This is a genomic window from Streptomyces sp. NBC_00190, from assembly GCF_036203305.1.
Lineage (GTDB): Bacteria > Actinomycetota > Actinomycetes > Streptomycetales > Streptomycetaceae > Streptomyces.
Window position 1 is genome coordinate 2,725,662 of record NZ_CP108131.1, and the last position, 24,757, is coordinate 2,750,418.

27 protein-coding genes are annotated in these 24,757 nt (G+C 72.6%); 10 read left to right on the forward strand and 17 right to left on the reverse strand.

Translation table 11 applies throughout. The features are described 5' to 3' along the window. Position 1: 1 nt before the first annotated feature. The 3 genes from OG429_RS13225 to OG429_RS13235 all read right to left on the reverse strand — a co-directional run bounded on the left by OG429_RS13225 (position 2) and on the right by OG429_RS13235 (position 3,801). Positions 2-1,585 carry a DUF2142 domain-containing protein gene (locus OG429_RS13225; protein ID WP_328925517.1) on the reverse strand — a complete coding sequence of 528 codons (1,584 nt, stop codon included), beginning with the start codon at positions 1,583-1,585 and terminating at the stop codon, positions 2-4. A 13-nt stretch (positions 1,586-1,598) separates the two neighbouring features. Then, positions 1,599-3,257, reverse strand: a complete 1,659-nt coding sequence (locus OG429_RS13230) for a hypothetical protein (protein WP_328925518.1) — start codon at positions 3,255-3,257, stop codon at positions 1,599-1,601. Positions 3,258-3,471: 214 nt separating this feature from the next. Further along, positions 3,472-3,801, reverse strand: coding sequence for a winged helix-turn-helix transcriptional regulator (locus OG429_RS13235; protein ID WP_328925519.1), 330 nt, complete (start codon positions 3,799-3,801; stop codon positions 3,472-3,474). A 102-nt stretch (positions 3,802-3,903) separates the two neighbouring features. Here OG429_RS13235 and OG429_RS13240 point away from each other — a divergent pair, with 102 nt between their 5' ends. Further along, on the forward strand, positions 3,904-4,809 hold the full coding sequence (locus tag OG429_RS13240) for an NAD(P)-dependent oxidoreductase (protein ID WP_328925520.1): 906 nt from the start codon (positions 3,904-3,906) through the stop codon (positions 4,807-4,809). On the opposite strand, the gene OG429_RS13245 is transcribed toward OG429_RS13240, so the two are convergent. From OG429_RS13245 to OG429_RS13255, 3 genes are all read right to left on the reverse strand, one after another. Beyond that, positions 4,810-5,676 carry an EI24 domain-containing protein gene (locus tag OG429_RS13245; protein WP_328925521.1) on the reverse strand — a complete coding sequence of 289 codons (867 nt, stop codon included), beginning with the start codon at positions 5,674-5,676 and terminating at the stop codon, positions 4,810-4,812. It abuts the gene before it with no gap. Positions 5,677-5,743: 67 nt separating this feature from the next. After that, positions 5,744-6,166, reverse strand: a complete 423-nt coding sequence (locus OG429_RS13250; protein ID WP_328925522.1) for an organic hydroperoxide resistance protein — start codon at positions 6,164-6,166, stop codon at positions 5,744-5,746. A gap of 64 nt (positions 6,167-6,230) precedes the next feature. Then, positions 6,231-7,253 (reverse strand): NADP-dependent oxidoreductase, encoded by a 1,023-nt coding sequence (locus OG429_RS13255; protein ID WP_328925523.1) that lies wholly within the window; start codon positions 7,251-7,253, stop codon positions 6,231-6,233. Between the two features lie 95 nt (positions 7,254-7,348). Between OG429_RS13255 and OG429_RS13260 the strand changes: the two genes are divergently transcribed. Then, on the forward strand, positions 7,349-7,774 hold the full coding sequence (locus OG429_RS13260) for a MarR family winged helix-turn-helix transcriptional regulator (RefSeq protein ID WP_328925524.1): 426 nt from the start codon (positions 7,349-7,351) through the stop codon (positions 7,772-7,774). 9 nt (positions 7,775-7,783) lie between these two features. Here the strand turns inward: OG429_RS13260 and OG429_RS13265 are convergent, their stop codons facing one another. Next, positions 7,784-8,497, reverse strand: a complete 714-nt coding sequence (locus OG429_RS13265) for an SCO2400 family protein (RefSeq protein ID WP_443051253.1) — start codon at positions 8,495-8,497, stop codon at positions 7,784-7,786. A gap of 78 nt (positions 8,498-8,575) precedes the next feature. Between OG429_RS13265 and OG429_RS13270 the strand changes: the two genes are divergently transcribed. Then, the gene (locus OG429_RS13270; protein ID WP_328925526.1) at positions 8,576-9,166 is read left to right on the forward strand and encodes a hypothetical protein; all 591 of its coding nucleotides are present in this window, start codon (positions 8,576-8,578) and stop codon (positions 9,164-9,166) included. Between the two features lie 221 nt (positions 9,167-9,387). On the opposite strand, the gene OG429_RS13275 is transcribed toward OG429_RS13270, so the two are convergent. Further along, positions 9,388-9,834: a DUF1772 domain-containing protein gene (locus OG429_RS13275; RefSeq protein ID WP_328925527.1), complete on the reverse strand. Its 447-nt coding sequence runs from the start codon at positions 9,832-9,834 to the stop codon at positions 9,388-9,390. 91 nt (positions 9,835-9,925) lie between these two features. Here OG429_RS13275 and OG429_RS13280 point away from each other — a divergent pair, with 91 nt between their 5' ends. Continuing rightward, positions 9,926-10,504, forward strand: coding sequence for a TetR/AcrR family transcriptional regulator (locus OG429_RS13280; protein ID WP_328925528.1), 579 nt, complete (start codon positions 9,926-9,928; stop codon positions 10,502-10,504). 217 nt (positions 10,505-10,721) lie between these two features. Here the strand turns inward: OG429_RS13280 and OG429_RS13285 are convergent, their stop codons facing one another. Beyond that, on the reverse strand, positions 10,722-11,432 hold the full coding sequence (locus tag OG429_RS13285) for an esterase/lipase family protein (RefSeq protein ID WP_328925529.1): 711 nt from the start codon (positions 11,430-11,432) through the stop codon (positions 10,722-10,724). A 209-nt stretch (positions 11,433-11,641) separates the two neighbouring features. Between OG429_RS13285 and OG429_RS13290 the strand changes: the two genes are divergently transcribed. After that, positions 11,642-12,679: a rod shape-determining protein gene (locus tag OG429_RS13290; protein WP_328925530.1), complete on the forward strand. Its 1,038-nt coding sequence runs from the start codon at positions 11,642-11,644 to the stop codon at positions 12,677-12,679. After that, positions 12,676-14,277: a sensor histidine kinase gene (locus OG429_RS13295; protein WP_328925531.1), complete on the forward strand. Its 1,602-nt coding sequence runs from the start codon at positions 12,676-12,678 to the stop codon at positions 14,275-14,277. The genes OG429_RS13290 and OG429_RS13295 overlap by 4 nt, the downstream gene beginning before the upstream one ends. 42 nt (positions 14,278-14,319) lie before the next feature. Here the strand turns inward: OG429_RS13295 and OG429_RS13300 are convergent, their stop codons facing one another. Then, positions 14,320-14,760, reverse strand: coding sequence for an Lrp/AsnC family transcriptional regulator (locus tag OG429_RS13300; protein WP_328925532.1), 441 nt, complete (start codon positions 14,758-14,760; stop codon positions 14,320-14,322). A 69-nt stretch (positions 14,761-14,829) separates the two neighbouring features. Between OG429_RS13300 and OG429_RS13305 the strand changes: the two genes are divergently transcribed. Both OG429_RS13305 and OG429_RS13310 read left to right on the forward strand, forming a co-directional pair. Then, entirely contained in the window at positions 14,830-15,489 is a 660-nt protein-coding gene (locus OG429_RS13305; protein ID WP_328925533.1) for a LysE family transporter, read from the forward strand. 20 nt (positions 15,490-15,509) lie between these two features. Then, entirely contained in the window at positions 15,510-16,865 is a 1,356-nt protein-coding gene (locus OG429_RS13310; protein WP_328925534.1) for a carboxyl transferase domain-containing protein, read from the forward strand. A 15-nt stretch (positions 16,866-16,880) separates the two neighbouring features. On the opposite strand, the gene OG429_RS13315 is transcribed toward OG429_RS13310, so the two are convergent. Then, positions 16,881-17,708 (reverse strand): AraC family transcriptional regulator, encoded by an 828-nt coding sequence (locus tag OG429_RS13315; protein ID WP_328925535.1) that lies wholly within the window; start codon positions 17,706-17,708, stop codon positions 16,881-16,883. Positions 17,709-17,756: 48 nt separating this feature from the next. Here OG429_RS13315 and OG429_RS13320 point away from each other — a divergent pair, with 48 nt between their 5' ends. Further along, on the forward strand, positions 17,757-18,122 hold the full coding sequence (locus tag OG429_RS13320) for a cupin domain-containing protein (RefSeq protein WP_328925536.1): 366 nt from the start codon (positions 17,757-17,759) through the stop codon (positions 18,120-18,122). Positions 18,123-18,170: 48 nt separating this feature from the next. Here OG429_RS13320 and OG429_RS13325 read toward each other — a convergent pair whose 3' ends face one another. Then, positions 18,171-19,433, reverse strand: a complete 1,263-nt coding sequence (locus OG429_RS13325) for an MFS transporter (protein ID WP_328925537.1) — start codon at positions 19,431-19,433, stop codon at positions 18,171-18,173. Positions 19,434-19,647: 214 nt separating this feature from the next. Here OG429_RS13325 and OG429_RS13330 point away from each other — a divergent pair, with 214 nt between their 5' ends. Continuing rightward, positions 19,648-20,805 carry a carboxylate-amine ligase gene (locus OG429_RS13330; protein ID WP_328925538.1) on the forward strand — a complete coding sequence of 386 codons (1,158 nt, stop codon included), beginning with the start codon at positions 19,648-19,650 and terminating at the stop codon, positions 20,803-20,805. Positions 20,806-21,279: 474 nt separating this feature from the next. Here the strand turns inward: OG429_RS13330 and OG429_RS13335 are convergent, their stop codons facing one another. The 5 genes from OG429_RS13335 to OG429_RS13355 all read right to left on the reverse strand — a co-directional run bounded on the left by OG429_RS13335 (position 21,280) and on the right by OG429_RS13355 (position 24,685). Further along, positions 21,280-21,963 (reverse strand): hypothetical protein, encoded by a 684-nt coding sequence (locus OG429_RS13335; protein WP_328925539.1) that lies wholly within the window; start codon positions 21,961-21,963, stop codon positions 21,280-21,282. Positions 21,964-22,026: 63 nt separating this feature from the next. Next, a complete protein-coding gene (locus OG429_RS13340; protein WP_328925540.1) occupies positions 22,027-22,326 on the reverse strand; it encodes a hypothetical protein in 300 nt (99 codons plus the stop codon). Between the two features lie 90 nt (positions 22,327-22,416). Continuing rightward, positions 22,417-23,487, reverse strand: a complete 1,071-nt coding sequence (locus OG429_RS13345) for an N-6 DNA methylase (protein ID WP_328925541.1) — start codon at positions 23,485-23,487, stop codon at positions 22,417-22,419. 56 nt (positions 23,488-23,543) lie between these two features. Further along, entirely contained in the window at positions 23,544-24,110 is a 567-nt protein-coding gene (locus OG429_RS13350) for a hypothetical protein (protein WP_328925542.1), read from the reverse strand. Between the two features lie 278 nt (positions 24,111-24,388). Beyond that, complete coding sequence (locus OG429_RS13355) at positions 24,389-24,685, reverse strand: hypothetical protein (RefSeq protein WP_328925543.1); 297 nt, start codon at positions 24,683-24,685, stop codon at positions 24,389-24,391. Positions 24,686-24,757 lie beyond the last annotated feature (72 nt).

Below are 24,757 nucleotides of genomic sequence, written 5' to 3' on the forward strand. Positions count from 1 at the left end.
GTCAGGCGGGCTCGGGCACCCGGGAGTGGCGCCCGGGGTGCGGGGTGTCCCGGTCCGGGGGCTGCGGCGCGACGGGCCTCCGGTCCGACACCAGGGCCGGCACCACGAGCGCCGCGGCCGCGACCGTGTACACACCGACCCACACGGCCCAGCCGCCCGGCGGGGCCCAGTGGGCGTGGGTCGCCACCCACGAGCCGCTGGTCCCGACCGCGAAGCGGCGCAGCGTCCAGTAGAACGCCGCCACGTCGGCCGCCGTGAGGGCGACGACGGAGAACCCGGCCAGCCGGCGCCAGGGGAATCCCCGGTCCGGGGAGCGCGTGGCGCAGATCAGCACGCTCATCAGCGGCAGTCCGACCGCGAAGGGCAGGAGGTAGCGGCCCTGCCACACCATGCCGATCCGCTCCGCCTGCGAGGCCTGGGCGATCACCGGCACCATCACGACGGCCGCCGTCATGCCGAGCACCGCGACCACTTCGCGCCCACGGCCGTACGCCAGCGCCAGCGCGGCGAACGTCGCGATCACACCGAACCAGAACAGCCAGGTGAGAGCGGGCGCGGGCGTGTCCAGCCAGCCGAAGAACCCGATCATCTGGTGGATGTAGTCGTTGGTGAAGCCGAGGGTGTGCTTCGCGGCCACCGCCGTGGTCAGGTCCTCCGGGATGTCTATCGCCGAGTTGTCCGGGTGCGTCGCCGCCCAGAGCAGCGCACCGGCCGCGGCCAGCCCCAGCAGGGCCGTCCACAGCCAGAGGGCCTTGCGGCGCAGCACCGACCCGATCAGGCCGCGGCCCGCCAGCAGCAGGCTGAAGACCACCGCCCCCGCGAACCAGATCAGCCCGAGCGGCCGGATGTTTATCAGCACCAGGCCGGCGGTGCCCAGCCTGGCCAGCCGGCGGTTCAGCAGCCGCGGGTCCGGGGAGAGCACGATCGACAGCATCGCCGTCCACACCAGGATCCCCGCGGCGATCTCGCCGCCGCTGGGGTTGACCATGCCGCCCATGTACAGCGTCATCGGCGTGGCCGCGGCCAGTACGCCCAGCACCGCCAGCGAGCGCCGCCGCCACTCGGCGGCCGTGACCAGCGCGCTGGCCAGCATGGCCGAGCAGAGCAGCGCCGACACGAAGCGCATGAGGTACAGCCCCTTGGGGCCGTCGACCAGCAGGCTCGGCCAGCCCGTCGCCAGGTAGTAGGCCGGGTGGTAGCGGCCGGCCGCGGTGGTGGCCTGCGTGATCTTCTCGGAGTTCCCGAGCGAGGGTGCGCAGGACGCGGGCGTCCGCTGCTTCCACGAGTAGCACTCGTGGAGCGTGGGGAGGTCCTTGTACCACTCCGGGACCTGCACGCCGGTCTCGGCGAACTGCCCCTCGATGCCCGCCACCACGTGCGGGACCATCACCTTGGGTCCGCCGATCTGCCCCCTGGCGACGGCCGCCGCGCGGATGAAGTGCGCGTGCTCGTCGGGAGAACTCGCGAGCGGGCTGGCGGCGGACCAGGAGCCCGTGAGCGCGAAGAACAGCGCGAAGGCGACCAGCCACAACCGCTTGGGGCTCCTGGCCGACCAGTCGGCCAGCCGCGTCAGTGCGGAGATCATCGGTTTCCTCGAGTCATCGGATGAAGCTCAGCCAGCTCTGGTCGCCGTCCTTGGAGCAGGTACCGCCCGGGGCGAACTTCGGGCAGCTCCCGTCCCGCTCCGTGATCGTGTGCGACACCCACGGCAGGATCCGGTAGGTGCCGTCCTTGGCCGGCATGTACCGGTCGGCCATCGAGGAGGAGACCGTACCGAGGAGCAGCAGGAGGGCGCACAGGGCCCCGATCACCGCTCCTTCGCGTCCCGGGAAGCCGGTACGGGACGTGCCGTCGCCCTCTGCCGTACGCCGGGCGGCGGCCATCCGCTGCGAGACCAGGTGGGCGACGAGCGCGCACAGCAGCAGCCCGCAGTAGAGCAGCTGGTTGTTGGTCCGGGTGTACAGCTGGACGGTCTGCGTCTCGTACATATGCGCGGCGATGTACATCCGCATCACCCACGCGCTGATGAACATGGCGGCGACGGTGACCACCATCGGCCTGCGGATGCCCAGCCAGATCGCGGCACCGAGGCAGAGGAAGGTGACCAGGGCGAAGAGCCCGACCCCGCCGTACTCGCCCGGCGGCGGCCAGTCGCCCACCTTGCCGGGCATGTCCGTGCGCCACATCAGGTAGTAGGCCGGGTCGGTGAAGTTGTCGAAGCGGAAGTTGTAGTCCTTGGTGGTCTGCCCCTCGGTCAGCATGACCGCCAGGTAGCGCCCGGCGACCACGAGGAAGGCCCCCAGGGTGGCGCCGAGGAACGCCGCGCCCTTGAGGCGGCCGGTCCGCCACGGGAAGTACAGCAGCGCGGCGAACAGCACGCCCGCCGCGCTCCACAGGAACCAGCCCGAGTACGTGAGGAACAGCAGGCCGAGCAGTGCGCCGAAGCCGGCGCCCTTGAGCAGCAGGGGCCGCCAGCCGTCGGTCCCGCTGCGGCGCAGCGACACCACCATCGCCACGAGCACGGGCACCAGCAGGACGAGGACCGTCTGGCTGTACGGCTTGTACGCGTCGATCAGCGCGAAGGCCGGCGCCACGCCGAAGGCGAGCGCGCGGACCGGGCTGAGCAGCATGCGCCAGCAGAGGTAGACCAGCGGACCGAAGGCGGCGGCGCCGAGGATCTGGAGGTCCTTGAAGGCGTACGCGGTGTTGCCGCCGCGGAACCACTCGGCGTAGTAGCCGAGGGTGTAGAGGGGGGCCGGCGGGTAGACCGGCGAGCCCGAGGGCCGGCCGTTGGCGACCGCCTGGGCCCACTCGACGATGCGGCCGCTGTCGCCGTTGAGGCCGAACATCGGCCACGGCGTGCCGTGGAGTGCGACGACGGCGCCGGCCGCGACGAAGCCGCTGGCCAGACCCGCGATGGCGGCGGCGGCGATCCGGGCGGCCAGGTCGAAGTGGCGGCCCCGGCGCAGCCGCATCGCGAGCCCCACCGCGGCGATGAACAGCAGGCCGACCAGCGCGAACCGCAGCTGGATCGCGGCGAGGCCGCTGACCTGCGCGATCCGGTCCAGCGGGTTGAGCCTGAAGCCGCGGGCCAGCACCGGGAGGACGAGCGCCGCCGCGAAGGCGACGGCCGCTTCGAGGAGCAGGAGCGTGCCCCGGGAGCGCAGCGTGCCCGAGACCGCCGGTATCGGGCGGGCGGGCGCGGCCGGTCCGCCCGTGGGCAGCACGGACACCGGGCCCGCGGTACTGACTGTCACTGCTGTGTCCCTACTGCTGGTCGGTCCTCGGCCCGACGGCCGGTCGTTGCTGGGGCAAGCCTCTGCCCGGCTCCGGACGCCCGTGCCGAAGCTCCGGGCGGGGCGGACTCAAGGGCGGTGAGCGACAGCCTTGGCACTTGCCGCCATGCATACTACGGGCCCCGCCTGGGAACAGCGGGGCTCGGGAAGGGACCGCCGGCGGCCGGACCGGGGCCTACGCCGAATCCGGGAGAAGGTGCCTGGCGCCCCATTTCCCGAGGTCTTCCAGGGCCGCGTTCAGCTCCTCCCCCAGCGGGGTCAGGGAGTACTCGACGCGCGGCGGGACCTCGTCGTAGACCTCGCGGTGCACGATGCCGTCCGTCTCCAGCTCGCGCAGCTGGGCGGCGAGCACCTTCTCCGAGACGCCCGGGACGAGACGGCGCAGTTCACCGAAGCGCCGCGGGCGCTGCTCCAGCCCCCACAGGAGCGAGACCTTCCACTTTCCGTCGATCACGGACATCGCCGCGGCGATCCCGCAGTGCTCCGCACCGGGCCTCCGTGCCACCGCCACCGCACATCCTTCCCACCTGCTCGCTCACCTTGGGGTAACCACCCACTCCAAAGTGCGTACTTGAGCGCCTCATGGCCTGCCAGCAGGCTAAACGCCATGACTGACAACACACCGCAGATTTCGCCCGCCCCGTTCGTCCCCCTCACCCTGCTCGGCCTCGGCGACATGGGCACCGCCCTGGCCCGCACCTGGCTCGCCGCCGGGCATCCCCTCACCGTCTGGAACCGCACCGCCGCCAAGGCCGAGGCCCTGGCCGCCGAGGGGGCCGTCGTCGCCGCGAGCCCCGCCGAGGCAGTGGCCGCGAACCGGCTCGTCGTGGTCTGCCTGCTGGACGACGCCTCCGTCGGCTCGGCCCTGGACGGCGCCGACCTGACCGGCAAGGACCTGGTCAACCTCACCACCGGCACCCCGGCCGAGGGCCGCGCACGGGCCTCCTGGGCCGAGGCGCGCGGGGCCCGGTTCGCGGACGGCGGGATCATGGCGACGCCGACGATGATCGGCGCCCCTGAGGCCGGGGGATATGTCTTCTACAGCGGCTCGCGCGGGCTCTTCGACACGCACCGGGCGGCCCTGGAGGTCCCGGCCGGGGCCCGCTTCGTCGGCGAGGACCCCGGGCACGCCGCGCTGCACGACGTGGCACTGCTCAGCGCGATGACGGGGCTGTTCGCCGGGATCTCGCACGCCTACGCGCTGATCGAGGGCGAGGACATCGCCCCGAAGGACCTGTCCCCGCTGCTGTCCGAGTGGCTCGGCGCGATGGGCTTCTTCGTCGGCAACGCCGCCGAGCGGCTGACCTCGCGGGACTTCACCACCGGGGTGGTGTCCAACCTGGCCATGCAGGTCGCCGCCAGCGGCACCCTGCTGCGCACCGCCGAGGACCAGGGGGTCAGCGCCGAGCTGATCTCCCCGTACCTGGACCTGATGCGGCGCCGGCTGACCGCCGACCCGGCCGCCCACGGCGGGGAGGACACGGTCGGGGCGATCACCCTGCTCAGGCGCTAGTCACGAGTAGGCGGGCGGCGGCGGACCGAAACTCTCCCAGCTACCGCTGGGAGGTACCCCACCGGCCGTGGTCGCGGCGTCGTCCCCCGTGGTGTCGGCCACGGTCCCGGCGTCGGCCCCGGGAGCCTCGTCGGCCCCCGTCAGGTCCCGCACCATCAGCGTGGCCCCCGCCACGGCGCCCGGCATCAGGAACACGGCGACCAGCGGCACCAGGAACGCCAGCACCAGCGGCACGCCGAAGCCCAGCACCAGCATCCGTCGCGACCGCAGCAGCACCAGCCGCTCGGCCAGGTCCACCCGGCGCCGCTGGAGGGCGACAGAGGTGAGCTCCTGGGTCAGGAAGTACCCGGAGACGCAGAAGCCGAGCACCGGCACCACGGTCTGCCCGATCACCGGGATGAATCCGAGGGCGAAGAGCAGGATCCCGTACAGCACCACCCGGCCGAGCACCTTCACGCTGTCCCGGGCCGAGATCCACAGCTCCTGCCAGAGCGGGAGCCCGGACTCGGGGACCTCGCCGCCCTCGCTCCGGTCGACCTGCTCCGAGAGGGACTCGTAGAAGGGCTGGCCGATCAGCAGGGTCACGGCGGTGAAGGTGATGACCGCGAGGAAGAGTCCGAGGCCGAAGACCAGGGCGGTCAGGAAGCCCCGGAAGAGCGCGAGCCACGGGGACCCCCAGCCGTCGGCGAAGGGAGTGGCCCAGGCAGTGAGGTCGTCGGCGCCGTAGCCGAGCCCGACCAGCGCTCCGGCGTACAGGACGAGGGAGACCAGCCCGGGCAGCAGCCCGAAGCCCAGCCATCGTCCGTGCCGCAGCACCCACCGCTGTCCGGCCAGCAGATACCGGAAACCCCCCGCAAGATCACGCATGGCGTCAGTCTACGGCGAAGGCCGCACCCCCGATCGGGGGTACGGCCTTCGCTCAGGCTGCGGCGGATCAGACGGCGAGCTCGACCGTGATGTTGCCGCGGGTCGCCTTGGAGTACGGGCAGACCTCGTGGGCCTTCTCGATGAGGTCCTTGGCGGTGGCGGCGTCCACGTTCGGGATCACGGCGGAGATCTTGACGATCAGGCCGAAGCCCTCGTCGTTCTTGCCGATGCCGACCTCGGCCGTGACGGTGGAGCCGGAGATGTCGGCGTTCACGTTCTTGGCGACGACACCCAGGGCGCCCTGGAAGCAGGCGCTGTAGCCGGCGGCGAACAGCTGCTCCGGGTTGGTGCCGGCGCCGCTGCCGCCGAGCTCCTTCGGCGGGTTCACGACGACGTCGAGCTGGCCGTCGTTGGTGGCGACGCGACCGTCACGGCCGTTCTCGGCGGTGGCGACAGCGGTGTACGCGACATCGGAGTACTGGATGGACATGTAAAGAGATCCTCCTGGTAATCGCCGCGACTCGCGCCCACGGTCACGACGGTGTGGGGTGAGCCTAGCCGGTGAAAGAAACGATCATCTTTCCGGTGTTCTCGCCGCGCAGCATGCCGAGGAAGGCGGACGTCGCGTTCTCGACGCCCTCGACGACCGTCTCGTCGTACCGCAGTTCCCCGGAACGCAGCCATCCGGCGACGTCCTGGACGAACTGCTGCTGAAGGCCGGCGTGGTCGTTGACGAGGATGCCCTGCAGGCGCAGCCGCTTGCCGATGACCATCATCAGGTTGCGCGGACCGGGGGTGGGCACGGTGTCGTTGTATCCGGCGATCGCGCCGCACAGGGTGGCCCGGCCGCCCACCTTCATCGAGGAGATCGCGGCCTCCAGGTGGTCGCCGCCGACGTTGTCGAAGTAGACGTCGATGCCCTCGGGGGCGGCGGCGGGGAGCTGCTCGGCGACGGGGCCGTTCTTGTAGTTGAAGGCGGCGTCGAAGCCGTACTTCTCCGTGAGGAGGGTCACCTTCTCGTCCGAGCCGGCCGAGCCGATCACCCGCGAGGCGCCCTTGATCTTGGCGAACTGGCCGACGAGGCTGCCGACCGCACCGGCCGCGCCGGAGACGAAGACGGAGTCGCCCTCCTTGAAGGAGGCGACCTCGAAGAGGCCGGCGTAGGCGGTCAGGCCCGGCATGCCGAGCACGCCGAGGTAGGCGGAGAGCGGGGCGAGGGAGGCGTCCACCTTGGTGGCGAACTTCGCGTCGAGCTCCGCGTACTCGCGCCAGCCCAGGTGGTGCAGGACGTGGTCGCCGACGGCGAAGCCCTCGGCGGCGGAGGCGACGACCTCGCCGACCGCGCCGCCCTGCATCGGCTCGTCGAGCTGGAAGGGCGGGATGTAGGACTTCACGTCGTTCATCCGGCCGCGCATGTACGGGTCCACGGACATGTGGAGGTTGCGCACGAGGATCTGGCCGGCGGCGGGCTCGGCGGACACGGGCACCTCGCGCAGGGCGAAGTCCTCGGCGACGGGCCAGCCCTGCGGGCGACGGACGAGGTGCCACTCGCGGCTGACGGCGGGGATCTGAGACATGCGGCGCTCCTGGTAAGAACGAAATTGCTTCACTAGGTGAAACAACCATGCGCCTGGATATTTCATGTTGTCAAGTAAATGGGTACTCTGGATCCATGCCCAGTCGTCGCGTAGACCCAGTGACCGTCGAGGTCGTCGAACTCATCGGCGACGTCGTGACCCGGTACCACATGGAGTACGAGCATGCGGCCGCCAGCCACCAGCTGACCGGCGCGCAGGCCAAAGTGCTGAACCTGCTCTCCCTGGAGCCCATGCCGATGCGCCGCATCGCTCAGAAGCTGAGGTGCGAGCCCTCGAACGTGACCGGCATAGTCGACCGGCTGGAGACGCGCGGCCTGGTCGAGCGCCGCCCGGACCCCGCCGATCGCCGCGTGAAGCTGGCCGCCCCCACGGAGGAGGGCCTGCAGACGGCGGAGCGGCTGCGCGAGTCGCTGGACTTCGCGCGCGAGCCGCTGGCCGGCCTGTCCGCAGAAGAGCGGACGGCGCTGCGGGACCTGCTCAGGCGGATGCTCGGCGGCTGACCGCGGCCCCTACCAGCACTTCCAGCCCAGGAAGCCGCAGTCCTCGGGCGGCGTCGGCGTGGGCGCGGGCGGTGTCGGGGTGGATGTCGGCGGCTGCGGGCCGCCGGTGGCGCTCTGCGACGGCTTCCCCGACGTGGTCGGCTTCACCCCGGGGCGGGAAGTACCGGACGCCGACCGCGACGTCGAGGGCGCGGGGGCGGAGGACACCGGCGCCGGCTGCGCGGCACCCGCGGAAGGCGCTCCGCTGCCGCTCTTCTTCGCAGGCCCGGCGGCGGCCTTCGCGGTGGCCTTCCCCGACGGGCCCGCGGGCGCGCCGGACGTCGGCAGGTCCGGCAGCGGCTCGGGCTGCTGCGGACCGGCGTCATCGGTGAGCACCACCGTGGCGGCCCGGTCGGTGCTCTGGCCGTCGGTGGCCATGGTGGCCACCCCCACCGAGCCGGCGGTCGCCAGCAGCAGTCCGAGCCCGACGGCCAGCACGGTCCGGCGGCGCTTGCGCTGCGTGCTGCGGCGGCGGGCACCGGCTCTGCGCTCGTTCGGTACGGAGAGCACGACGAGCGAGTCCGCGTACACACCGGCCAGCGTGGGCTGCGGCGCGGGCTCGTCCGGCGCGGTCGTGGGCGCGGCGGCGGGCGCGGCGGGCATGAGGTACTCGGCCGGGGTTCCGCACCCGGCGCATGCCAGCGCGCCGTTGAGGTGCCTCCGACAGGCGGGGCAGTAGTTCATAGCGCCCGCAGGCTACGTGGTCCCCGGCAACATACGGATCCCGGGAACGTAAGGATCCTGTGTGGAATCGTGGGCTCCATGACAGCGAACCCGACTCCGGGTGCCCGGGGACCCTTCGGTCCGGCCGCCTTCCAGCTGGTGCTGCTGCGCAGGATGGCGGACTTCCAGCCGGACCTCGCCGACGAGGCCCGCAGGCGGCTCGGCGCCTCGCTCGCGGAGCAGCGGGAGGCGAACAAGCGCTGGCAGGCGATGGTCCGCTCACCCCGCTCCCGCGGCGCCCTCGCCCGCTACCGCTCGGTGCTCGGCCCGCCGCAGTCCGCGCAGCCGCGCAGGATCGGGGACCTGGAGTGCGAGGCCCTGCTGTGGCCGGTGCCGCTCTGGCCGGACCTGCGCTTCGAGGTGCTGGCCGCGCCGGACGGGGCGGTGTGGAACGAGTGGCTGGTACGGGCCCCGGGCGCGCGGGGGCCCGTACTGGAGTCGGCGGACGACCTGCGGCCCTGGTCGGCGACGGTGGACGAGGTGGCGCGCGCCTTCGCCCCGGCGCGGCCGCTGGAGGGCACCGCGCCGACCCGCTGGCGTCTGGCGTTCGCCGCGGCGGCGAAGCCGTGCGTGGCCGAGTTCACGTACGGCCTGCTCCAGCGGGTCTCCTTCGGGGAACCCGGGATCTAGGGGCCTCGCCGGGCTTCGGCTGCGTACCTCGGTGATCTGGATCAAAGACCTCAGCCGAACCGGAGCCGGGAGCCGCGCAGGTCATCGAGGGGAGTGGTGTGCCGGGATCGCAGTTGCGCGCTCTGAGCGGCAGCCGCATTCCCGGATGCCGGGATTTCGGTGGCCCGCCGCCGCCCGGGGAGCGGGACTGTGCGCCGCGGGCGCGGTGTCGGCCCGCGGGGTCAGATGAGGGCGGCGACCAGCAGGGCGAAGGCGGCGATGATGACGGCGACGCGGACGTAGTGGAAGCGGTCCCAGCGGTTCATCTGCTGCTCCCAGTCGGCGGGCCGGTTGTCAGGGGTCCACGTCTTGCTCCGGTTGTTGATCGGGACGAGCAGCAGGATCGACATGATCACGCTGAGGATCAGCAGCGCGCCAGCGGTGACGACGAGGCCGGTGCCGTGGTGGTGCCATCCGGCGACGGCCCAGACCGCGACGAGGATGAGCGAGGTGATGTACCAGACCGGCATCACGGCGCCGAGCATCCGGCCCCCGTGGGCGCGGCCGAGTTGGCCGCTGTCGCCGGGGAGTGCGTCGAGTATCCGGTTGATGACGAAGGCGACGGAGAACTCCACCCCCACCATCACGCCGACCACCACGGTGGTGAACACCTCGAGTGCGTTGAGCATGACGGCTCCTCCTGGGATCTAGCGTTGCTAGTTGATGAGGCAACGCTAGACCTACTGCCGCTCGATTGTCTAGCGATGCTAGGATCGAATCATGTCGGTACAGGAACGCAAGCAGCGGGAACGGGCGGACCGCGAGCGCCTCATCGTGGCGACGGCCCGCGAACTCGCCGAGCAGCAGGGCTGGGACGCGGTCACCACCCGCCGGCTCGCCGAGCGCATCGAATACAGCCAGCCCGTCCTCTACAGCCATTTCCGCGGCAAGCGCGAGATCATCGGCGCCGTCGCCCTGGAGGGTGCCGCCGAGATGGCCGCGGCGCTGCGGGCCGCGACCTCCGCCGCGGACGGCCCCCGCACCCGGGTCACCGCCCTCGCCCGCGCCTACCTCGGCTTCGCCGAACGCAACCCGGCGGTCTACGACGCCATGTTCGAGCTCGACGGCGGCCTGGCGTTCGCACACGAGGACACCCCCGAGCCGCTGAAGGACGCCTTCGCCGCGCTGCTGGAGAGCCTCGGCGAGGTCGCCGGGGACGGCGTCCACCCGGGGCTGTTCACCGAGGTGTTCTGGGCGTCCCTGCACGGCCTGGCGACTCTGACCCGGGCGGGACGGCTGCCTCCCGGGGACGCCGAACGGAGGGTGGAGCTGCTGGTGGACCGGCTCGCCATGATCTGACACGCCATCCCGGCGGGCACGCAGCCGGGGCTCTCGGGCCCCGCCGCTACCTGCCTGCGGCATCGCTTCCGGTCACTCGCGCCCACACGGCGAGCCGCAGACCGCCGGGCCCCGTACCCCGGACGGGCACCCGCCCCGCACGCCGCGATGCTCATCGATCACGACCCGACACGGCCCTCAGCGGCCTCGGGGAAGTAGGGCACGTCCCCGGGGCCGCTTAGGAGGCGAGGAAGGACCGGACGCCCGCCGAGGTGGCGTCGTCGCCGAGCAGGTCGTTGTGCTTCAGGCAGCCGACCGGCGTGTTGGCCGCCCCGGTCAGCGGGACGCTGTCGTCCGGGTTGACGATCTCGTCGCAGTTCGACCAGAAGGTCGCGTACTTCACCGTACCCGGGGTCTCGTCCCCGGCGTTCAGGTTCTTCACCACGTACGAGCCGGGGGTCATGTCCCGGCACGCCTGGTCCCACAGCGCGCAGGCCCACGCGGTGGAGGTGCCCCGGTTGGGCCCGGCCAGCGAGACCCAGTGGCCCACGGTGGCCGCGCCGCCGCCGAACTTCACGTACCAGCGGCTCACCAGGGAGCCGAAGGAGTGCGCGACGACGTCGACCCTGGCGGCGCCGGTCTGCCGGCGGACCTCCTCGACGTACGCGCCGAGCCGCCCGGCGAGGACCTCGTTGACCGACTGGTGGGTGTCGTACCCCCAGGAGAAGAGTTCCGAGTCGGTGTACCCGGCGGCGCGCAGGTCGCCGCGCAGGGCTCCCCAGACGCCCGGATCGGCGTTGTAACCGTGTACGAAGACCACCGGATTGCGCGATGATGCCTGGTCAGAGGCGTGGCCCACCCCCCGGTCGGCGGCATGGGAGGGGAAGGGCGCCAGCAGCGCCAGGCAGAGCGTCAGGAGTGCGAGCGCTCTCTGGCGGGCCGTCAGCATCGGGTCTCCTTTACCTTGTTACGCGTGGGTAGCGCGTGCGGTGCGCGCATGGTGCTGCCTGTCGGTACAGAAATCCACCCCCATGCACGCGCGAGGCACCCCCGGCCGGAGCAGCCCAACGGGCGGTTAGGGCCAAATGTCCGAGATGATATGAGAAGTGACCGGCATTCCGCCGGTCCTCTTGCGTCAGCGCTCTCGGAGGATCTGCCGTGACCGTCAGTCTTGAGCAGTTGCGCCGCTGCCACGTCGCCGTCGACCTGGGAGCCGCCAGGACCCGCGTGTACGTCAAGGGCGCCGGCCTCGTCGTCGACGAGCCCAGCGTCGCCGCGGTGAACACACGGACCGGCGCGCTCATCGCCGTCGGGACCTTCGCCGAGCGGATGACCGGCCGCACGCCCGACTACATCCGGGTCGTACGCCCCGTCTCCGGCGGCACAGTCGTCGACATCGAGATGGCCCAGCGGATGCTGCGCCACCTGCTCGGCGAGAAGCTGCGGCGCGCCCTGCGCCGCAAGCCCCGGCTGCGGGCCGCCGCCTGCACCCCGCACGACGCGGACCCGCTGGCCCAGCGGGCGACCGTGGAAACCCTCGTCGGGCTCGGCGCCCGCCGCGTCGAACTCGTCGACACCCTGATCGCGGCGGCCGTCGGCTGCGGCCTGCCCGTGGAGCAGCCGACCGCGACGATGATCATGGTGTGCGGGGCGGCGGCCACCCAGGTGGCCGTCCTCTCCCTCGGCTCGATCGTCACGGCCCAGCGGATCCCGGTCGGCGGCGAGGCCATCGACCACGCCGTGGTCCAGCACCTGCGCCACGCGCACGAGCTGATGCTGCCGAGCCAGGCGGTCCGGCCGCTCCAGCTGGCCCTGCACGGCAACGGCATCACCGCCGAGGGGCCGGCCTCCACCCTCATCCACGGCCGCGACGTGGCCACCGGGCTGGCCCGTTCCGTCCACGTGGACACGGCGGCGGTGCGCGACGCCATCCACACCCCGCTCACCGCCGTCCTCGACGGCATCGGCAAGGTGCTGCGGGACTGCCCGCCGGACCTGGTCGCGGACCTGACGGACCGGGGGATCATGATGGTGGGCGGCAGCGCCCTGCTGCCCGGCCTCGACCAGATGCTCCGCGACTCCACCGGGATGCCCGTCGCCATCGCGGAACGGCCGGACGTGTGCGCCGTACTGGGTCTCGGCGCGATGCTGGAAGGGAAGATCGCCCCCATGGTCCTCAACCCGCTGGCCGAATGACGAACGCCGGGACGGAGCCCGACGAGAAATCCCCGGAGGAGTCCGAAGAGGAGCCCGGCGAGTCGCCGGCGAGCCTCCCGGTGCTGCTGGAGGCGGTGCTCGGCGTCGGCTCCGAGCTGGAACTCAACACCACCCTCCAGCACATCGTGGACTCGGCGACCGAGCTCTGCGCGGCACGGTACGGAGCGCTCGGGGTCATCGACCCCGAGCGCGTCCGGCTGACCGCCCTCTTCACCACCGGGATCACCGAGGCCGAGCGGGCGGCCATCCCCCGGCTGCCCGACGTGCGCTCCGGCGTGTTCGGCGCGCTCGTGACCGATCCCCGGCCGCTGATGCTGGACGATCTGACGGCGGACCCGCGCTCGGCGGGGTTCCCGCCGGGCCACCCTCCGATGCACAGCTTCCTCGGCATACCGATCCGGGTGCACACCGAGGTCTTCGGCAACCTCTACCTCACCGAGAAGCGGGGCGGCGGCCCCTTCACCGACGAGGACCTCGCCCTGTTGCGCGTCCTCGCCTCGCAGGCGGGGATGGCGATCGGCAACGCCCGGCTCTTCGAGACCGCGCGCCGCCGGGAGCGCTGGATCGAGGGCGCCGCCGCCGTGACCACCACCCTGCTGGCCGGGCGCCCGGCGGCGGACGCGCTGATGTGCGTGGCCGAACGGGCCCGGCTGCTGGCGGACGCGGCGGCCGGGGTGGTGCTCCAGCCGACCCGCGAGGGCGGCATGGAGATCGTCGCCGCCTCCACCCACGGGGACCCGGGCGACCTGGTGGGGACGGCGATCGCCCCCGGTTCGCCGGTGCTGGAACAACTACTCGGCGGCGAACCCGTCTTCATAGAGGACTCGGCCACCGATCCCCGGATGACCACGCACGTCCGGGAGCGGTTCGGGCCCAGCATGATGCTCCCGCTCCAGAGCGGCGGCCAGCTGATCGGCACCCTCGCCCTGCCGCGCGCCCGGGGCGGTCCCCCGTACGACGCCGTGGACCGGCTGCTGGCCTCGCAGTTCGCCTCCCAGGCGGCGCTGGCCCTCGTGCTCGCCGACGCGCAGCACGACCGGGAGCAGCTCGCGGTGTACGAGGACCGCGACCGCATCGCCCGCGACCTGCACGACCTGGTGGTCCAGCGGCTGTTCGCCACCGAGATGATGCTGGAGAGCACCCGGCGGCGCTCCTCGGCCGCGCCGTCGGGCGACACGGTGGGCGACGAGCTGAGCCGCGCCGTCGACGAGCTGGACTCCACCATCCAGGAGGTCCGCACCGCGATCTTCGCCCTGCAGCAGCCGCCGACCGACGCCCCGACGAGCTTCCGCGGGCGGGTCCTGCGCGAGACGGGCGGCGCGGCGGTGCTGCTCGGCTTCCAGCCCTCGGTGCACTTCACCGGAGCGGTGGACGCGCTGCTGCCGGAGCCCGCGGCGGACGAACTGCTGGCCGCCCTGCGCGGCGCGCTGGCCGCGGCGCACCGGCGCGGCGAGGTCACCTCCATCGAGGTGGAGGTGGACGCGACGCCGTACCGGGTCCGCCTGACCGTGGCGGACGACGGCCGCACGGAGTCGGGGACGCGGGGGACGGCGCTGACCTGGGAGTCGGCGCTGTAGCCCTGGCGGGCCGGCCGGGGCCGGGCCGGCTCCGGCGGGGTCCTACGGCCGGCCCGGCCGGTTGGCGGCGCGCAGCGCGATGCGGGTGCTGGACTGCGCCACCCCGGCCTCCCGCTTCAGGCGGCGGAGCAGGCCGTCGAGCGCGGCGGGGTCGGCAGCCCGGGCCCGTACGAGGTAGTCGTGCTCGCCCGTCACGTGCACGACCTCGGTGACTCCCGGGAGCTTGGCGACCTGCCGCTCGAACTCCTCGTTCGTCGTGTCCTGGCGCAGGATGACGTCGATGAAGACGACGAGCCCGCCGCGGGTGTCGGCGGCAGGGTCGACCACGATGGTGAACCCCCGGATCACACCGTCCCGGCGCATCCGGCGCACCCGGTCGGCCGCCGCGTTGGCACTGAGGCCGACCCGGACGCCGAGGTCGCGGTACGAGATCCGCGCATCCTGCTGCAGAATGCCGAGGATTTCCCTGTCGAGGCGGTCCATGCCGCGATTCTCGCAGCCGGAGCCGATATCGGTGCCCGTCCCGCGGCCCGGGGGCCGGACCCTCCCCCCATGAGCGAACTGACGACACCGGCCCTGGCGGGCGCGGTCGCGGGCCTGGGCGTGGCGATGCCGATGGGTGCGATGAGCGTGCTGCTGCTCCAGGAGGCGATGCGCCACCGCCGGGCGGCGGTGGCGGCCGCCGCGGGCATCGCGGCGGTCGACCTCGGGTACGCCGCGCTGGCCACCGCCCTGGGCCCGTGGGTGGCCTCCCACATCTCCCCGGTCGAGGCCTGGGTCCGGCTGGCCTCGGCCGCGATCCTCCTGGCCATCGCCGCCCGCGGCATCGCCGCGTCCCGCCGCCGCCCCGGACTGGCACCCCCACCACCGCGCGATCCGTCGGCCCGTGCCACCGGGCCGGGAGCCGGAACCGGCCCCCGGCCGGCCAAGGCCTTCGCGCGGTATGTCGGCCTCACCGCCCTCAACCCCACCACCGCCCTCTACTTCGCCGCCCTCACCACCGCGCAGGGCGCCGCGCTGCGCACCGGCCCGGCCGGAGCCGCCTTCCTCCTCGGCGTCGGCGCCGCCTCGCTCCTGTGGCAGCAGGCCCTCGTCGCACTCGGCGCACTCGCCGGGAGCAGGATCTCCGACGGCGCCCGCGCGTGGACCTTCCGACTCGGCTACGGCCTCGTCGCCGCCTATGCGATCAAGATCGCCCTTCCCCTTCCGTGAACAACCCCTAGGGTGAGCCCGTGACGACGACCCGCCTCTCGGCCCGCGCGGCCATCGCCTCCGTGACAGACCCCGGCAGCTTCACCGAACTCCCCGCCCCGCGACGGGAGTCACCGGCCGACGGCCCCCTGGCCTGGACCGGCTACGACGACTCCCGCGCCCGCGCCCGCGCGCACACCGGCGAGCAGGAGTCCGTCGTCACCGGCACCGCCCTCATCGGCGGCCTCGAAGCCACCGTGATCTCCTTCGAGTTCGGCTTCCTCGGCGGTTCGCTGGGCGAGCGCACCGGAGACCGGCTCGAAGCCGCGTACAGCCACGCTCGCGAGCACCGCCTCCCCCTCGTCTCCCTCATCGCCACCGGCGGCTCCCGCATGCAGGAGGGGATGCTCGCGCTGACCCAGCTCCAGCGCGTGGCCCGCCAGTGCGTCCTGACCCGCGCCGCCGGGCTGCCCCAGATCGCCGTCCTGCGCGATCCGACCACCGGCGGCGGCTGGGCCACGCTCGGTGCCGGGGCCGACGTCGTCCTCGCGCTGCCCGGAGCCCAGGTCGGCTTCGCCGGGTCCCGGGTGCGGCCCGCGGACGCGGACCCGGCGGCCTACTGCGCCGAGGGGCAGTACGCCGCCGGGCACGTGGACGCCGTCGTCCCCCCGGCCGAGCTCCCCGGGGTCCTGTCCGACTGGCTCCGCGTCCTGACCGCGCCCCGCGCCGACGCCCCCGCCCCGCCCCCGGCCGCGCTCGACGACGTACCGCCTCCGGCGACCGGCTGGGACGCGGTCCGCCAGGCCCGTCATCCGGACCGCCCGCGCGCCGGGGCGTACCTGGACGCGTACTTCGGCCTCCGCCTCTCCGTCTCCGGGGACCGGGTGGGCGGCACCGACCCCGGGATGCTGTGCGGATTCGGGCTGCGGGAGGGCCGGGCCGTGGCGTACGCCGCCCAGTGCGGCACCGCCACCCGCCCGGCGGGATACCGTACGGCCGCCCGCGTCGTCCGCCTCGCGGACCGGCTCGGCATCCCCGTGCTCACCCTGGTGGACACCCCGGGTGCGGCCAACGACGCCGCCGCCGAACACGAGGGCGCGGGCGCGGCCATCGCGGACACCTTCGCGGCACTGGCCGCGGCCGCGGTCCCCGTCACGACCCTGCTGATCGGCGAGGGCGGCTCGGGCGGCGCCCTCGCGCTGGCCGCGCCGGGCAACACCTGGGTCACCCCGGACAGCTACTTCTCGGTGATCGCCCCGGAACTGGCGGCGGCCATCCTCAAGCGCCCCCCGGCGGCCGCCCCCGCCACGGCGGACCAACTCCGCATCCGCCCCCAGGACCTGGTGGCGCTGGGCGTCGCCCGCGGCATCGTCGCCCCGGAAGGCCAGGCCCTGTAGACCCGGCGCGGGTGCTCACCCCCGGCCCGACCGGGCGTAGCGCGCCGGGCTGATCCCGACGTGCCTCCCGAAGTGCCGGGTCAGATGGGCCTGGTCGTAGAAGCCCGCCGCCGTGGCCGCCTCGGCCGGCCGCGCCCCCGCCAGCAGCAGCCGCCGCGCCAACGCCACCCGCTGCCCCGTGAGGTACGCGTGCGGCGGCAGCCCGTACGCCGCCGTGAAGCTGCGGATCAGGTGCGTGGGGTGGCAGCGGTTACCGGAAGCCCGCCCCAGCTCCGCCGAGGCCTCCTCCAGCGTGATCCCCTCGGCCACCCGCTCGTCGAGCAGCTCGCGCAGCCGTACGGCGACACCCGCGCCCGGCGGCCCGCCCGCCGGTGCCTCACGCCCGGTCAGCCTCCGGTGCAGCCGCTCCCGTACGAAGGCCAGCCGCGCCTGCGACTCGAAGGACTCCCGTTCCCCCAGCGCCACGTGCAGCCGGTGCACGCGGTCCCGCAGCGCCGGGTCGAGCAGCAGCGGGGTGTCGACGGCGGCTCCGGTCAGCCGCTCCGGCAGCACCGAGGTGTCCAGGTACAGGACGCGCTTGCGGAAGCCGGCCTCCGTCACGGTCCGCCCGTCGTGGACGACGCCGGGCGGCAGCAGGACCACCGCGTCCGACACCCCGACGCCGTGCCGCTCCCGGTCCAGCGCGAAGTCGACCCGCCCGCCGTCCAGGATCATCAGCGCCCAGGTGTCGTGCACGTGCGCCGGGTACGCGTGGTCGGTGAACCGGGCGTGGAAGACCTCGGCGATGCCCGGCACTGTCGGCTGCCAGGCGGAAACGGTGCTGCGCGGACGTATCGCGGCCATGTCAGGAACGTACAAGACCGCCCGCGGGCACCCCGGCAGGCTGTCCGCATGACAACGCCGCAGAAGGTCGACATCGCCGAGAAGCTGGCCGGTTTCAGCGAGCGGTGGGCCCCGCGCCGCATCGCCCGCGTCAACGACTACGAGGTCAAGGCCGCCAAGATCCAGGGTGAGTTCGTCTGGCACACGCACGAGGACACCGACGAGCTCTTCCTCGTGGTCAGCGGCACCGTGACGATCCGGCTCCGCGACGGGGACGTCGTGCTGGGCCCCGGCCAGATGTACGTCGTCCCCCGCGGGGTGGAGCACTGCCCGGCGGCGGACGAGGAGGCGGAGATCCTGCTGTTCGAACCCACCGGAACCACCAACACCGGCAGCACGGGCGGCGACCGCACCCGGGAACCGGTGGACGCGTAAGGCCCCGGGCGCAGGACACCGGGCCGCGGGCGTCCTGCGCCCGGCGTCCTACGCCTGCGGCGAGCGTGCGTCGTAGCGGGCGAACGCCCGCCAGCGGAGCGCGAGCAGGGCCAGCATGGCCACGCAGGCGAGGCCGCCGCCCGTGATCGCCACGGCCGGGGAGGTCAGGTCCGCGGTGGTCCCGGCGAGGAAGTCCCCGAGCCGGGGTCCGCCCGCGACGACCACGATGAAGACGCCCTGGAGGCGTCCGCGCATGTCGTCCGGGGTGGCGGCCTGGAGCATGGTGGTGCGGAACACCATGGAGATGGTGTCCGCGCACCCGGCCAGGGCCAGGAAGAACAGACCGAGCCACAGGTTCCGGGTGAGCCCGAAGACGGCGATGGCCAGGCCCCACGCGGCGACGGCCACGAGGATGGCCAGCCCGTGTCGGCGGACGCGGCCCTGCCAGCCGGAGAACAGCCCGCCCAGCAGCGCCCCGACGGCGGGCGCGGCCACCAGCAGGCCGACCGTCTTCGCGTCGCCGCCGTACCAGAGCACGGCGATGGCCGGGAACAGCGCCTTCGGCTGCGCCAGCACCATGGCGGCCATGTCGGAGAAGAAGGTCATCCGGATGTTGGGCCGGGTCCCGAGGAAGCGCAGACCGTCGGCGACGGAGGCCCTGCCGCGCGTCCCCTCGGCGCGGTCGGGCTTCATCGACGGCAGCCGCCACATCGCGTAGAGGGCGGCCGTGAAGGTCACGACATCGATGAGGTAGGCCGCCTGGTACCCCCACCAGCCGACGATCAGCCCGCCCAGCATCGGGCCGGCCATCATCCCGGACGTCATGGTCACGGAGTTCAGCGCGTTGGCGGCGGGCAGCTGCCCGGACGGCAGCAGCCGCGGGATCATGGCGGACCGGGCCGGTCCGGAGAGCGCCCCGCACACCGCCTGGAGCGCGACGACGGCGTACAGGAACCACACCCGGTGGTAGCCGAGCAGCGCGGCCGCGGCGAGCGCGGCCGACAGCCCGGCGGCGCCCAGAGAGCTGTAGAGGCCGAGCTTGCGCCGGTCCACGGTGTCGGCGATGGCTCCGCCGTAGAGCCCGAAGGTGACGAGCGGGACGAGCGAGAAGAGTCCGACGAGCCCGACGGAGAAGCTGGACCGCGTGATGTCGTAGACCTGGAGCGAGATCGCGAGGGCGGTCATCGCCTGGCCGAGCCAGGAGACCGTGCCGCCGATCCACAGCCGCCGGTAGTCAAGGGACGTGCGGAGCGGGGTGAGGTCGGCGAATATTCGCCGCTGCGGGCGGTCGGGCACGGCGGTACGGGTCACAGCGGATGATAACCAGGGGGCGCTGCGGCCCTCTGGTCATTTTTCCGGCGTTCGCACACCGGCAACAGTCACCCCACCCGGACCCCGGGCCCCACACCGGGGCGCCCCTTGCCGCTAACTCGCCACTATCACCGGACTTTTGACCGAATCGGCGTACGCTCCCCGCCTCGCGTTCGGCTCATGATGAAAAGACTCGTATGTCCAGGGAGGCGTAGTGATCGAACCTGGCAACAGCACCACGAGCACCGGCAGCGCGCAGAACACGGTGCGCCCCGCCGTTCCCCTCACCGTCGGTATCGAGGAGGAGTTCCTCCTCGTCGACGCCCGCACCTTCCGGGTGGTCCCCGCCGCCCCGCTCGTCCTCGCCACGGCCGGCGGGGTGCCGGGCGAGATACACCCCGAGGGCACCCGCTACCAGGTGGAGATCTCCACCCCGATCGCCCACTCGGCGGCCTCGCTGCGCGAAGAGCTCGCCACCCTGCGGCGCACCCTCGGGCGGGCGGCCCGCGCCCACGGCTGCCGCCTGCTGGCCGCACCCTCGCCGGTCGTGGCCGTCGAGGGGCCGCTGCACCTGACCGACGACGAGCCGCGCCAGCGCGAGCAGCACCGCCGCTTCGGCTCGCTCACCGACACCCTCGTGAGCTGCGGCCGCCACGTCCACATCGGCACGCTCGACGTGGACACGGCGGTGGCCGTGTCCAACCGGGTCAGACCGTGGCTGCCGACGCTGATCGCGCTGGCCGCCAACTCGCCTTTCTGGGGCGGCCGTGACACCGGCCACGCCAGCTGGCGGGCGATGGCCTGGTCGGGCTGGCCCTCGGCGGGGCTGCCCCCGCACTTCACGTCCACGGCCCACTTCCGGCTCTCGGTGCAGACCCTGCTCGGCTCCGGGGCGGCCCTGGACACCAAGATGGTCTATTGGGACGTCCGCCCGTCAGGTCACTGGCCGACGCTCGAGGTCAGGGCGCCGGACATGTCCCCGGACATCGACACGGCCGTCCTCCAGGGCGAGCTGGTCCGCGCCCTGGTGACCACGGCCTTGCAGGAGATCGCGGAGCAGCGGCCCGAGCCGGCCCTGCGGGACGACGTACTGCGCCTGGCGCGCTGGCGGGCGGCCCACGACGGCCTGGAGGGCTTCGGCCTCGACCCGTACACGGGCGCCGAACTTCCGGCGGCCGATCTCGCGGAGGCCCTGCTGGACCTGGTCGCCCCGGCGCTGGCCGCCGCCGGCGACCTCGACCACGCGGCCAAGACCCTGGGCGCCCTCCTCCGGGACGGCTCGGGCGCCCACCGCCAACGCGCTGCCTTCGCGCGCCGCCAGGACCTGGCGGACGTACTGCGCTACCTCACGGACGAAACGGAGAACTTCTAGCCGGGCACCGGATCCCCGGATCCCCCGGAAACGCCAAAGCCGCAGGTGCAATCGTTTCTGCACCTGCGGCTCGCGGTGGGGCGGGTGGGACTCGAACCCACGGCCGACGGATTATGAGTCCTCTTGGGATCTTGGCGGCCCTTGCGCATCAACGCGCATCTGTGACGTTTTCGCAGGTCAGATGGCATGTGCTGCGCCTGCCCCTTCCTGTCTTTGCCGGTCTTTTCCTGTCCTTGTGTCCCCGTAGCGTCCCCTTGGCGTCCCCTGCGCGTCCTCGCGCGGGGCCCTGCGCGCTCCCAGAGTCGGGAAGCCCGCGGTCAGAGACGGGCGCCAAACTCCCGAGCAGCGGATTCCACTTCCAACGCGAAGAGGCTCCACCCCCTCAGTTCGAGGGGGTGGAGCCTCTTGGCCTGCTCGGCCTCACGTCTCGGTCAGCCTATCTCGAACGGCTCCCGCGTGGCGAGCGCCGTCGGCTCAGCCAGTACTGGACGCGGCCGGTGTCCGGCGACGGGTCCTGCGGGGTCGGGCAGGCGTCTTCTCCACTTCTTCGGCCGCCGGTTCCTGCGCCTCCCCTTCGGGCGCATCCGGCTCAGCCGCGGGCTCGCTGGCCGCCGTCGGCTCATCGGTGGACGCGGGGGCGGATTCCTCCAGCTCAGGGCCAGGGGTGGCGTCGATGGGCGGCTCCGTGGGCGGCTCTTCGCCGGTCGGGTCTTCGTTGGCGTCGCGGCTGCGGTTGCCCTGCTCCGCGATGGCGGCGGCGAGTGCGTTGTCGAAGGCGACCTCCCAGGGGCGGTGGCCTACGTAGCGGGGCTTGAACTCGAAGGCGGGCAGGAGGTCGTTGGTGAGCTTGTCGAGGATGAGGTCCGCCGGGTCGGTGTCCTCGGCGTCGATGAGGGAGATGGCTGCGTGGTAGAGCTGGCCGTCGAGCAGGCCGAGGGTGGGAGGTTCGCCTTCGCCGGCGGGCTTGGCGTTTCCGATGATCCACAGCTGGACGAAGGCGCCGCCGAAGATGGGGCGGAAGCCCAGGACCCTGCCGTCCGGGTACCCCAGTTCGGCTGCGCCGCCGACGAGGACCGCGTTGCGGAGGGTGAAGCCGATACCCAGGGCGTTGCCGATAGTTTCGGCGACCTGCCGGGTGGCTTCGTCGTTGATGAGCACTTCGGTCTCCAAGAGGTCGTACGGGAGGGCCCGCCCCAGGGAGGGGAGGGCCCTCGGGTCGGGTTAGAGCTCGGGGTAGGTGCTGGTCCGGTCGCCGAACCAGAAGCCGATGTAGTCGTCGACGATGCCGGCGAAGCGACTGGCGGGGGTGTTGCGGCCGTAGGCGGCCTCGATGGCGTCGATGGGGCCGCGGTGGGGGTGGATGAGCGTGAGGTGCATGGCGACGTCGCCGTCGCGGTTGGGCGCCAGGTGGGCCTTGACGCGGCGGACGTCGCCGTCGCTGGGGGTGATGAGGATGTTGTCGCCGATGATCGTGTAGCGGTCGGCGTGGATCTGGACGGCGACTGCCTGGTTGCGGATCATGTGGTTCCCTCCCTTTCGTTACTTCTATTCTATATGCATTCACGAGGGGCACAAGAACGTGCCGCAATCAGTTTCACCAGGTCAGAGCCCCTATGCGGCGCCCGTCAGGCCAGCTTCCAGACGGCGGATGCGCGCCAGGAACTGAGCGCCTTTCACCATCCAATCCCGGCGCTCATGCGACTTCCGGTACTCGGTCGCCGCGCGAACGTACGGGTCACCTTCGGCCAACGTGTCGGCACAGGCCACCAAGACGTGCGGGCCGAGATCCCACAGGATGGCGTTGACGGCAGCGCCGGCGGCGGCCAAGGGGTCGACGTCCGTCATGGCCCAGCCGAAGTCATGGGGGTTCATCCCCCGGTCGCGCAGGCACTGGGCCGCGGCGCGATACATCCCCCCGGTGCCGCTGCACGGGTCGTTGAACTTCATCCCCGGGGTCGGCGGCTTGTCGGTGAGCAGCATGCGCGCCATCAGGTCGCTGAGCTCGGGCGGCGTGTGAAACTCCGCCAGCGCGTCGCGGGCCCCATGGGACCTCATGACGGTGATGACCGCGCCGAGCACATCCGCGTCGGAGTTGCCTCCGGCGTCTCGGGCTGCGCTGGTGAGGTGGAGCAGGCCGCCGGTCAGGGCGGCGCGGGCGGCCGCGCGGACGGCTTGGATGCGGTTGCGCTCAGGGCGTTCATCGTCGAGCCAGCCGGAGAGGACGACGGATCGGTCGATGAGGTCGGGTCGCCGGATCCACCAGTAGGTCCAGCACTCCCGGAGGGCGGCGAGGAAGTCGTCGTCGTTCAGGTCGAGCCACCAGTGGGCGGCCAGGGGTGCATCCGGCCCGCGCAGCGGCCAGAGGGCGAGGGCGGCGATGACACCTACGGGTATCTCGATCCGGTTGCCACCCTGGGCTCCATACCAGGCGGCTTCGACGGCTTCGGCGATGTCGTGTGCGGCGTGGTGGGGGTTGCGCTGGAGAGGTACGTAACGCCGGTTCGACGGGCGGGAGGCGGGCGGGATCGGCTTGGCGGCCTGGTGCGGGCCGCGAGCCGGAATGGCGATGGTGACGGGGGCAGGCGGAGGGGGCAGGTCGGCAAGTGCAGGACGAAAGGTGGCCGGCGCGGTCGATGCGGGGGCCTTGCGGGGTTGGTCTTCGCTGAACAGATCGAGCTGCATGGCGTCTCTCTCGTTGAGGTGAGGGCGGCCGGGCCACAGCCGCCCTCACCTGGGGGCTACTGGTGGCCGAGGGGGCGGGTGGCGGGGCTTCCCTTCGCCACGAGCTGGTCCCACAGGCGGGTCATCTCGCGGAGGGCGTCTTCTTTGGTGGGGGCGTTGATTGCGGCGACGGCGAGGCCGTCGTCCTCGATCCGCTGAAGCCGACTGTCGTGGGCGGCACCCCCGACCGGTGGCCGCTCGACGGTGACGGGGCGGATGGCGTTGCCGTCTGCGCGGAAGATGACCCACCAGATGGGGCGGGGAGGGTAGAGGGCCAGCACCGCGGTGAGGTGGGCCTGCGCCTCGCTGGCCAGGCGGGGGACGGCATCGGCGCCGGCGAGCTGCAAGGCGAGGTCGAGCAGTTGAGGGGCGGCGAAGTAGCGCAGCAGGTCCCGGTAGTGGGTGAGCGGGAGGTTCGCCAGGTCTTCGGGGCGCTCTCGCCAGCTGCGGTCGAGGGCCTTCTCAATGTTGCTCAGTGCGGCTTTCAGGTGGTGCTCGTCCGGCTGGTGAACGAAGAGGAGTAGGGCCATGGTGCCGAGGTGGTGGGCGTGGGTGGGGATGGAGGCGGGTTCGTGCCGCTTCACGGTGACTCCTGGGTGGGTAAGGCCCGACCACCCCGCCTTGAATATCTATTCTATAGGCACTCAGGGCAGGGGTGGGCGGCGCACAGAAGGATCGGAGGGGGTGGGGTGCGGGACGTCAGGAGCGTTCGCGGGCCCGGATGCAGGCGTACGCGGTGACGATGAGGATGTCGATGCCGATCCAGCCCAGGAGGCCGAGGGCGATCTACTGGAGGGTCACTGGATGCCTTTCGGTTGGGTCGAGGCCCGGGCGGCCGGCGGCGGCCGCCCGGGGGTGGGGGTCAGCCGCGGCGAGTGAGGGTGTCGCACAGGGCCTGGAAGATGACGGCGGCCGCATACATCTCCTCGGCGAGGTGCGGCCGGTCGGCGATGGGGATGAGGAGCGCGACGAGCAGGTCGATGACCTCGTCGGCGAAGAGGCCCGGCCAGTCGACCTCGTCGGAGCCAGTCACACGCTGGGCCGCCTGGGCGAGAACCTCGTAGATGATGTCGAGCACCCCCTCGGCCTCCGGGCGGGTGAGCCGGCCGTCGGCGATCAGCTTGGCCTCGATGTCGTACTGCCCGCAGGTGCCGATCATCGTGCGTACCTCCCCTGCTTTCGGAAGGGCCTCCCCCTTCCTTCTACTTCTATTCTATATGCGTTCGATGAA

Bases quoted from the DNA above. Each gene is read 5' to 3' on its own strand.
- OG429_RS13265 (WP_443051253.1), bottom strand. From the start codon at position 8,497: ATGAACTACTGCCCCGCCTGTCGGAGGCACCTCAACGGCGCGCTGGCA.
- OG429_RS13345 (WP_328925541.1), bottom strand. From the start codon at position 23,487: ATGCAGCTCGATCTGTTCAGCGAAGACCAACCCCGCAAGGCCCCCGCA.
- OG429_RS13270 (WP_328925526.1), top strand. From the start codon at position 8,576: ATGACAGCGAACCCGACTCCGGGTGCCCGGGGACCCTTCGGTCCGGCC.
- OG429_RS13355 (WP_328925543.1), bottom strand. From the start codon at position 24,685: ATGATCGGCACCTGCGGGCAGTACGACATCGAGGCCAAGCTGATCGCC.
- OG429_RS13255 (WP_328925523.1), bottom strand. From the start codon at position 7,253: ATGTCTCAGATCCCCGCCGTCAGCCGCGAGTGGCACCTCGTCCGTCGC.
- OG429_RS13340 (WP_328925540.1), bottom strand. From the start codon at position 22,326: ATGATCCGCAACCAGGCAGTCGCCGTCCAGATCCACGCCGACCGCTAC.
- OG429_RS13315 (WP_328925535.1), bottom strand. From the start codon at position 17,708: ATGGCCGCGATACGTCCGCGCAGCACCGTTTCCGCCTGGCAGCCGACA.
- OG429_RS13250 (WP_328925522.1), bottom strand. From the start codon at position 6,166: ATGTCCATCCAGTACTCCGATGTCGCGTACACCGCTGTCGCCACCGCC.
- OG429_RS13320 (WP_328925536.1), top strand. From the start codon at position 17,757: ATGACAACGCCGCAGAAGGTCGACATCGCCGAGAAGCTGGCCGGTTTC.
- OG429_RS13245 (WP_328925521.1), bottom strand. From the start codon at position 5,676: ATGCGTGATCTTGCGGGGGGTTTCCGGTATCTGCTGGCCGGACAGCGG.
- OG429_RS13225 (WP_328925517.1), bottom strand. From the start codon at position 1,585: ATGATCTCCGCACTGACGCGGCTGGCCGACTGGTCGGCCAGGAGCCCC.
- OG429_RS13295 (WP_328925531.1), top strand. From the start codon at position 12,676: ATGACGAACGCCGGGACGGAGCCCGACGAGAAATCCCCGGAGGAGTCC.
- OG429_RS13280 (WP_328925528.1), top strand. From the start codon at position 9,926: ATGTCGGTACAGGAACGCAAGCAGCGGGAACGGGCGGACCGCGAGCGC.
- OG429_RS13240 (WP_328925520.1), top strand. From the start codon at position 3,904: ATGACTGACAACACACCGCAGATTTCGCCCGCCCCGTTCGTCCCCCTC.
- OG429_RS13305 (WP_328925533.1), top strand. From the start codon at position 14,830: ATGAGCGAACTGACGACACCGGCCCTGGCGGGCGCGGTCGCGGGCCTG.
- OG429_RS13275 (WP_328925527.1), bottom strand. From the start codon at position 9,834: ATGCTCAACGCACTCGAGGTGTTCACCACCGTGGTGGTCGGCGTGATG.
- OG429_RS13300 (WP_328925532.1), bottom strand. From the start codon at position 14,760: ATGGACCGCCTCGACAGGGAAATCCTCGGCATTCTGCAGCAGGATGCG.
- OG429_RS13285 (WP_328925529.1), bottom strand. From the start codon at position 11,432: ATGCTGACGGCCCGCCAGAGAGCGCTCGCACTCCTGACGCTCTGCCTG.
- OG429_RS13260 (WP_328925524.1), top strand. From the start codon at position 7,349: ATGCCCAGTCGTCGCGTAGACCCAGTGACCGTCGAGGTCGTCGAACTC.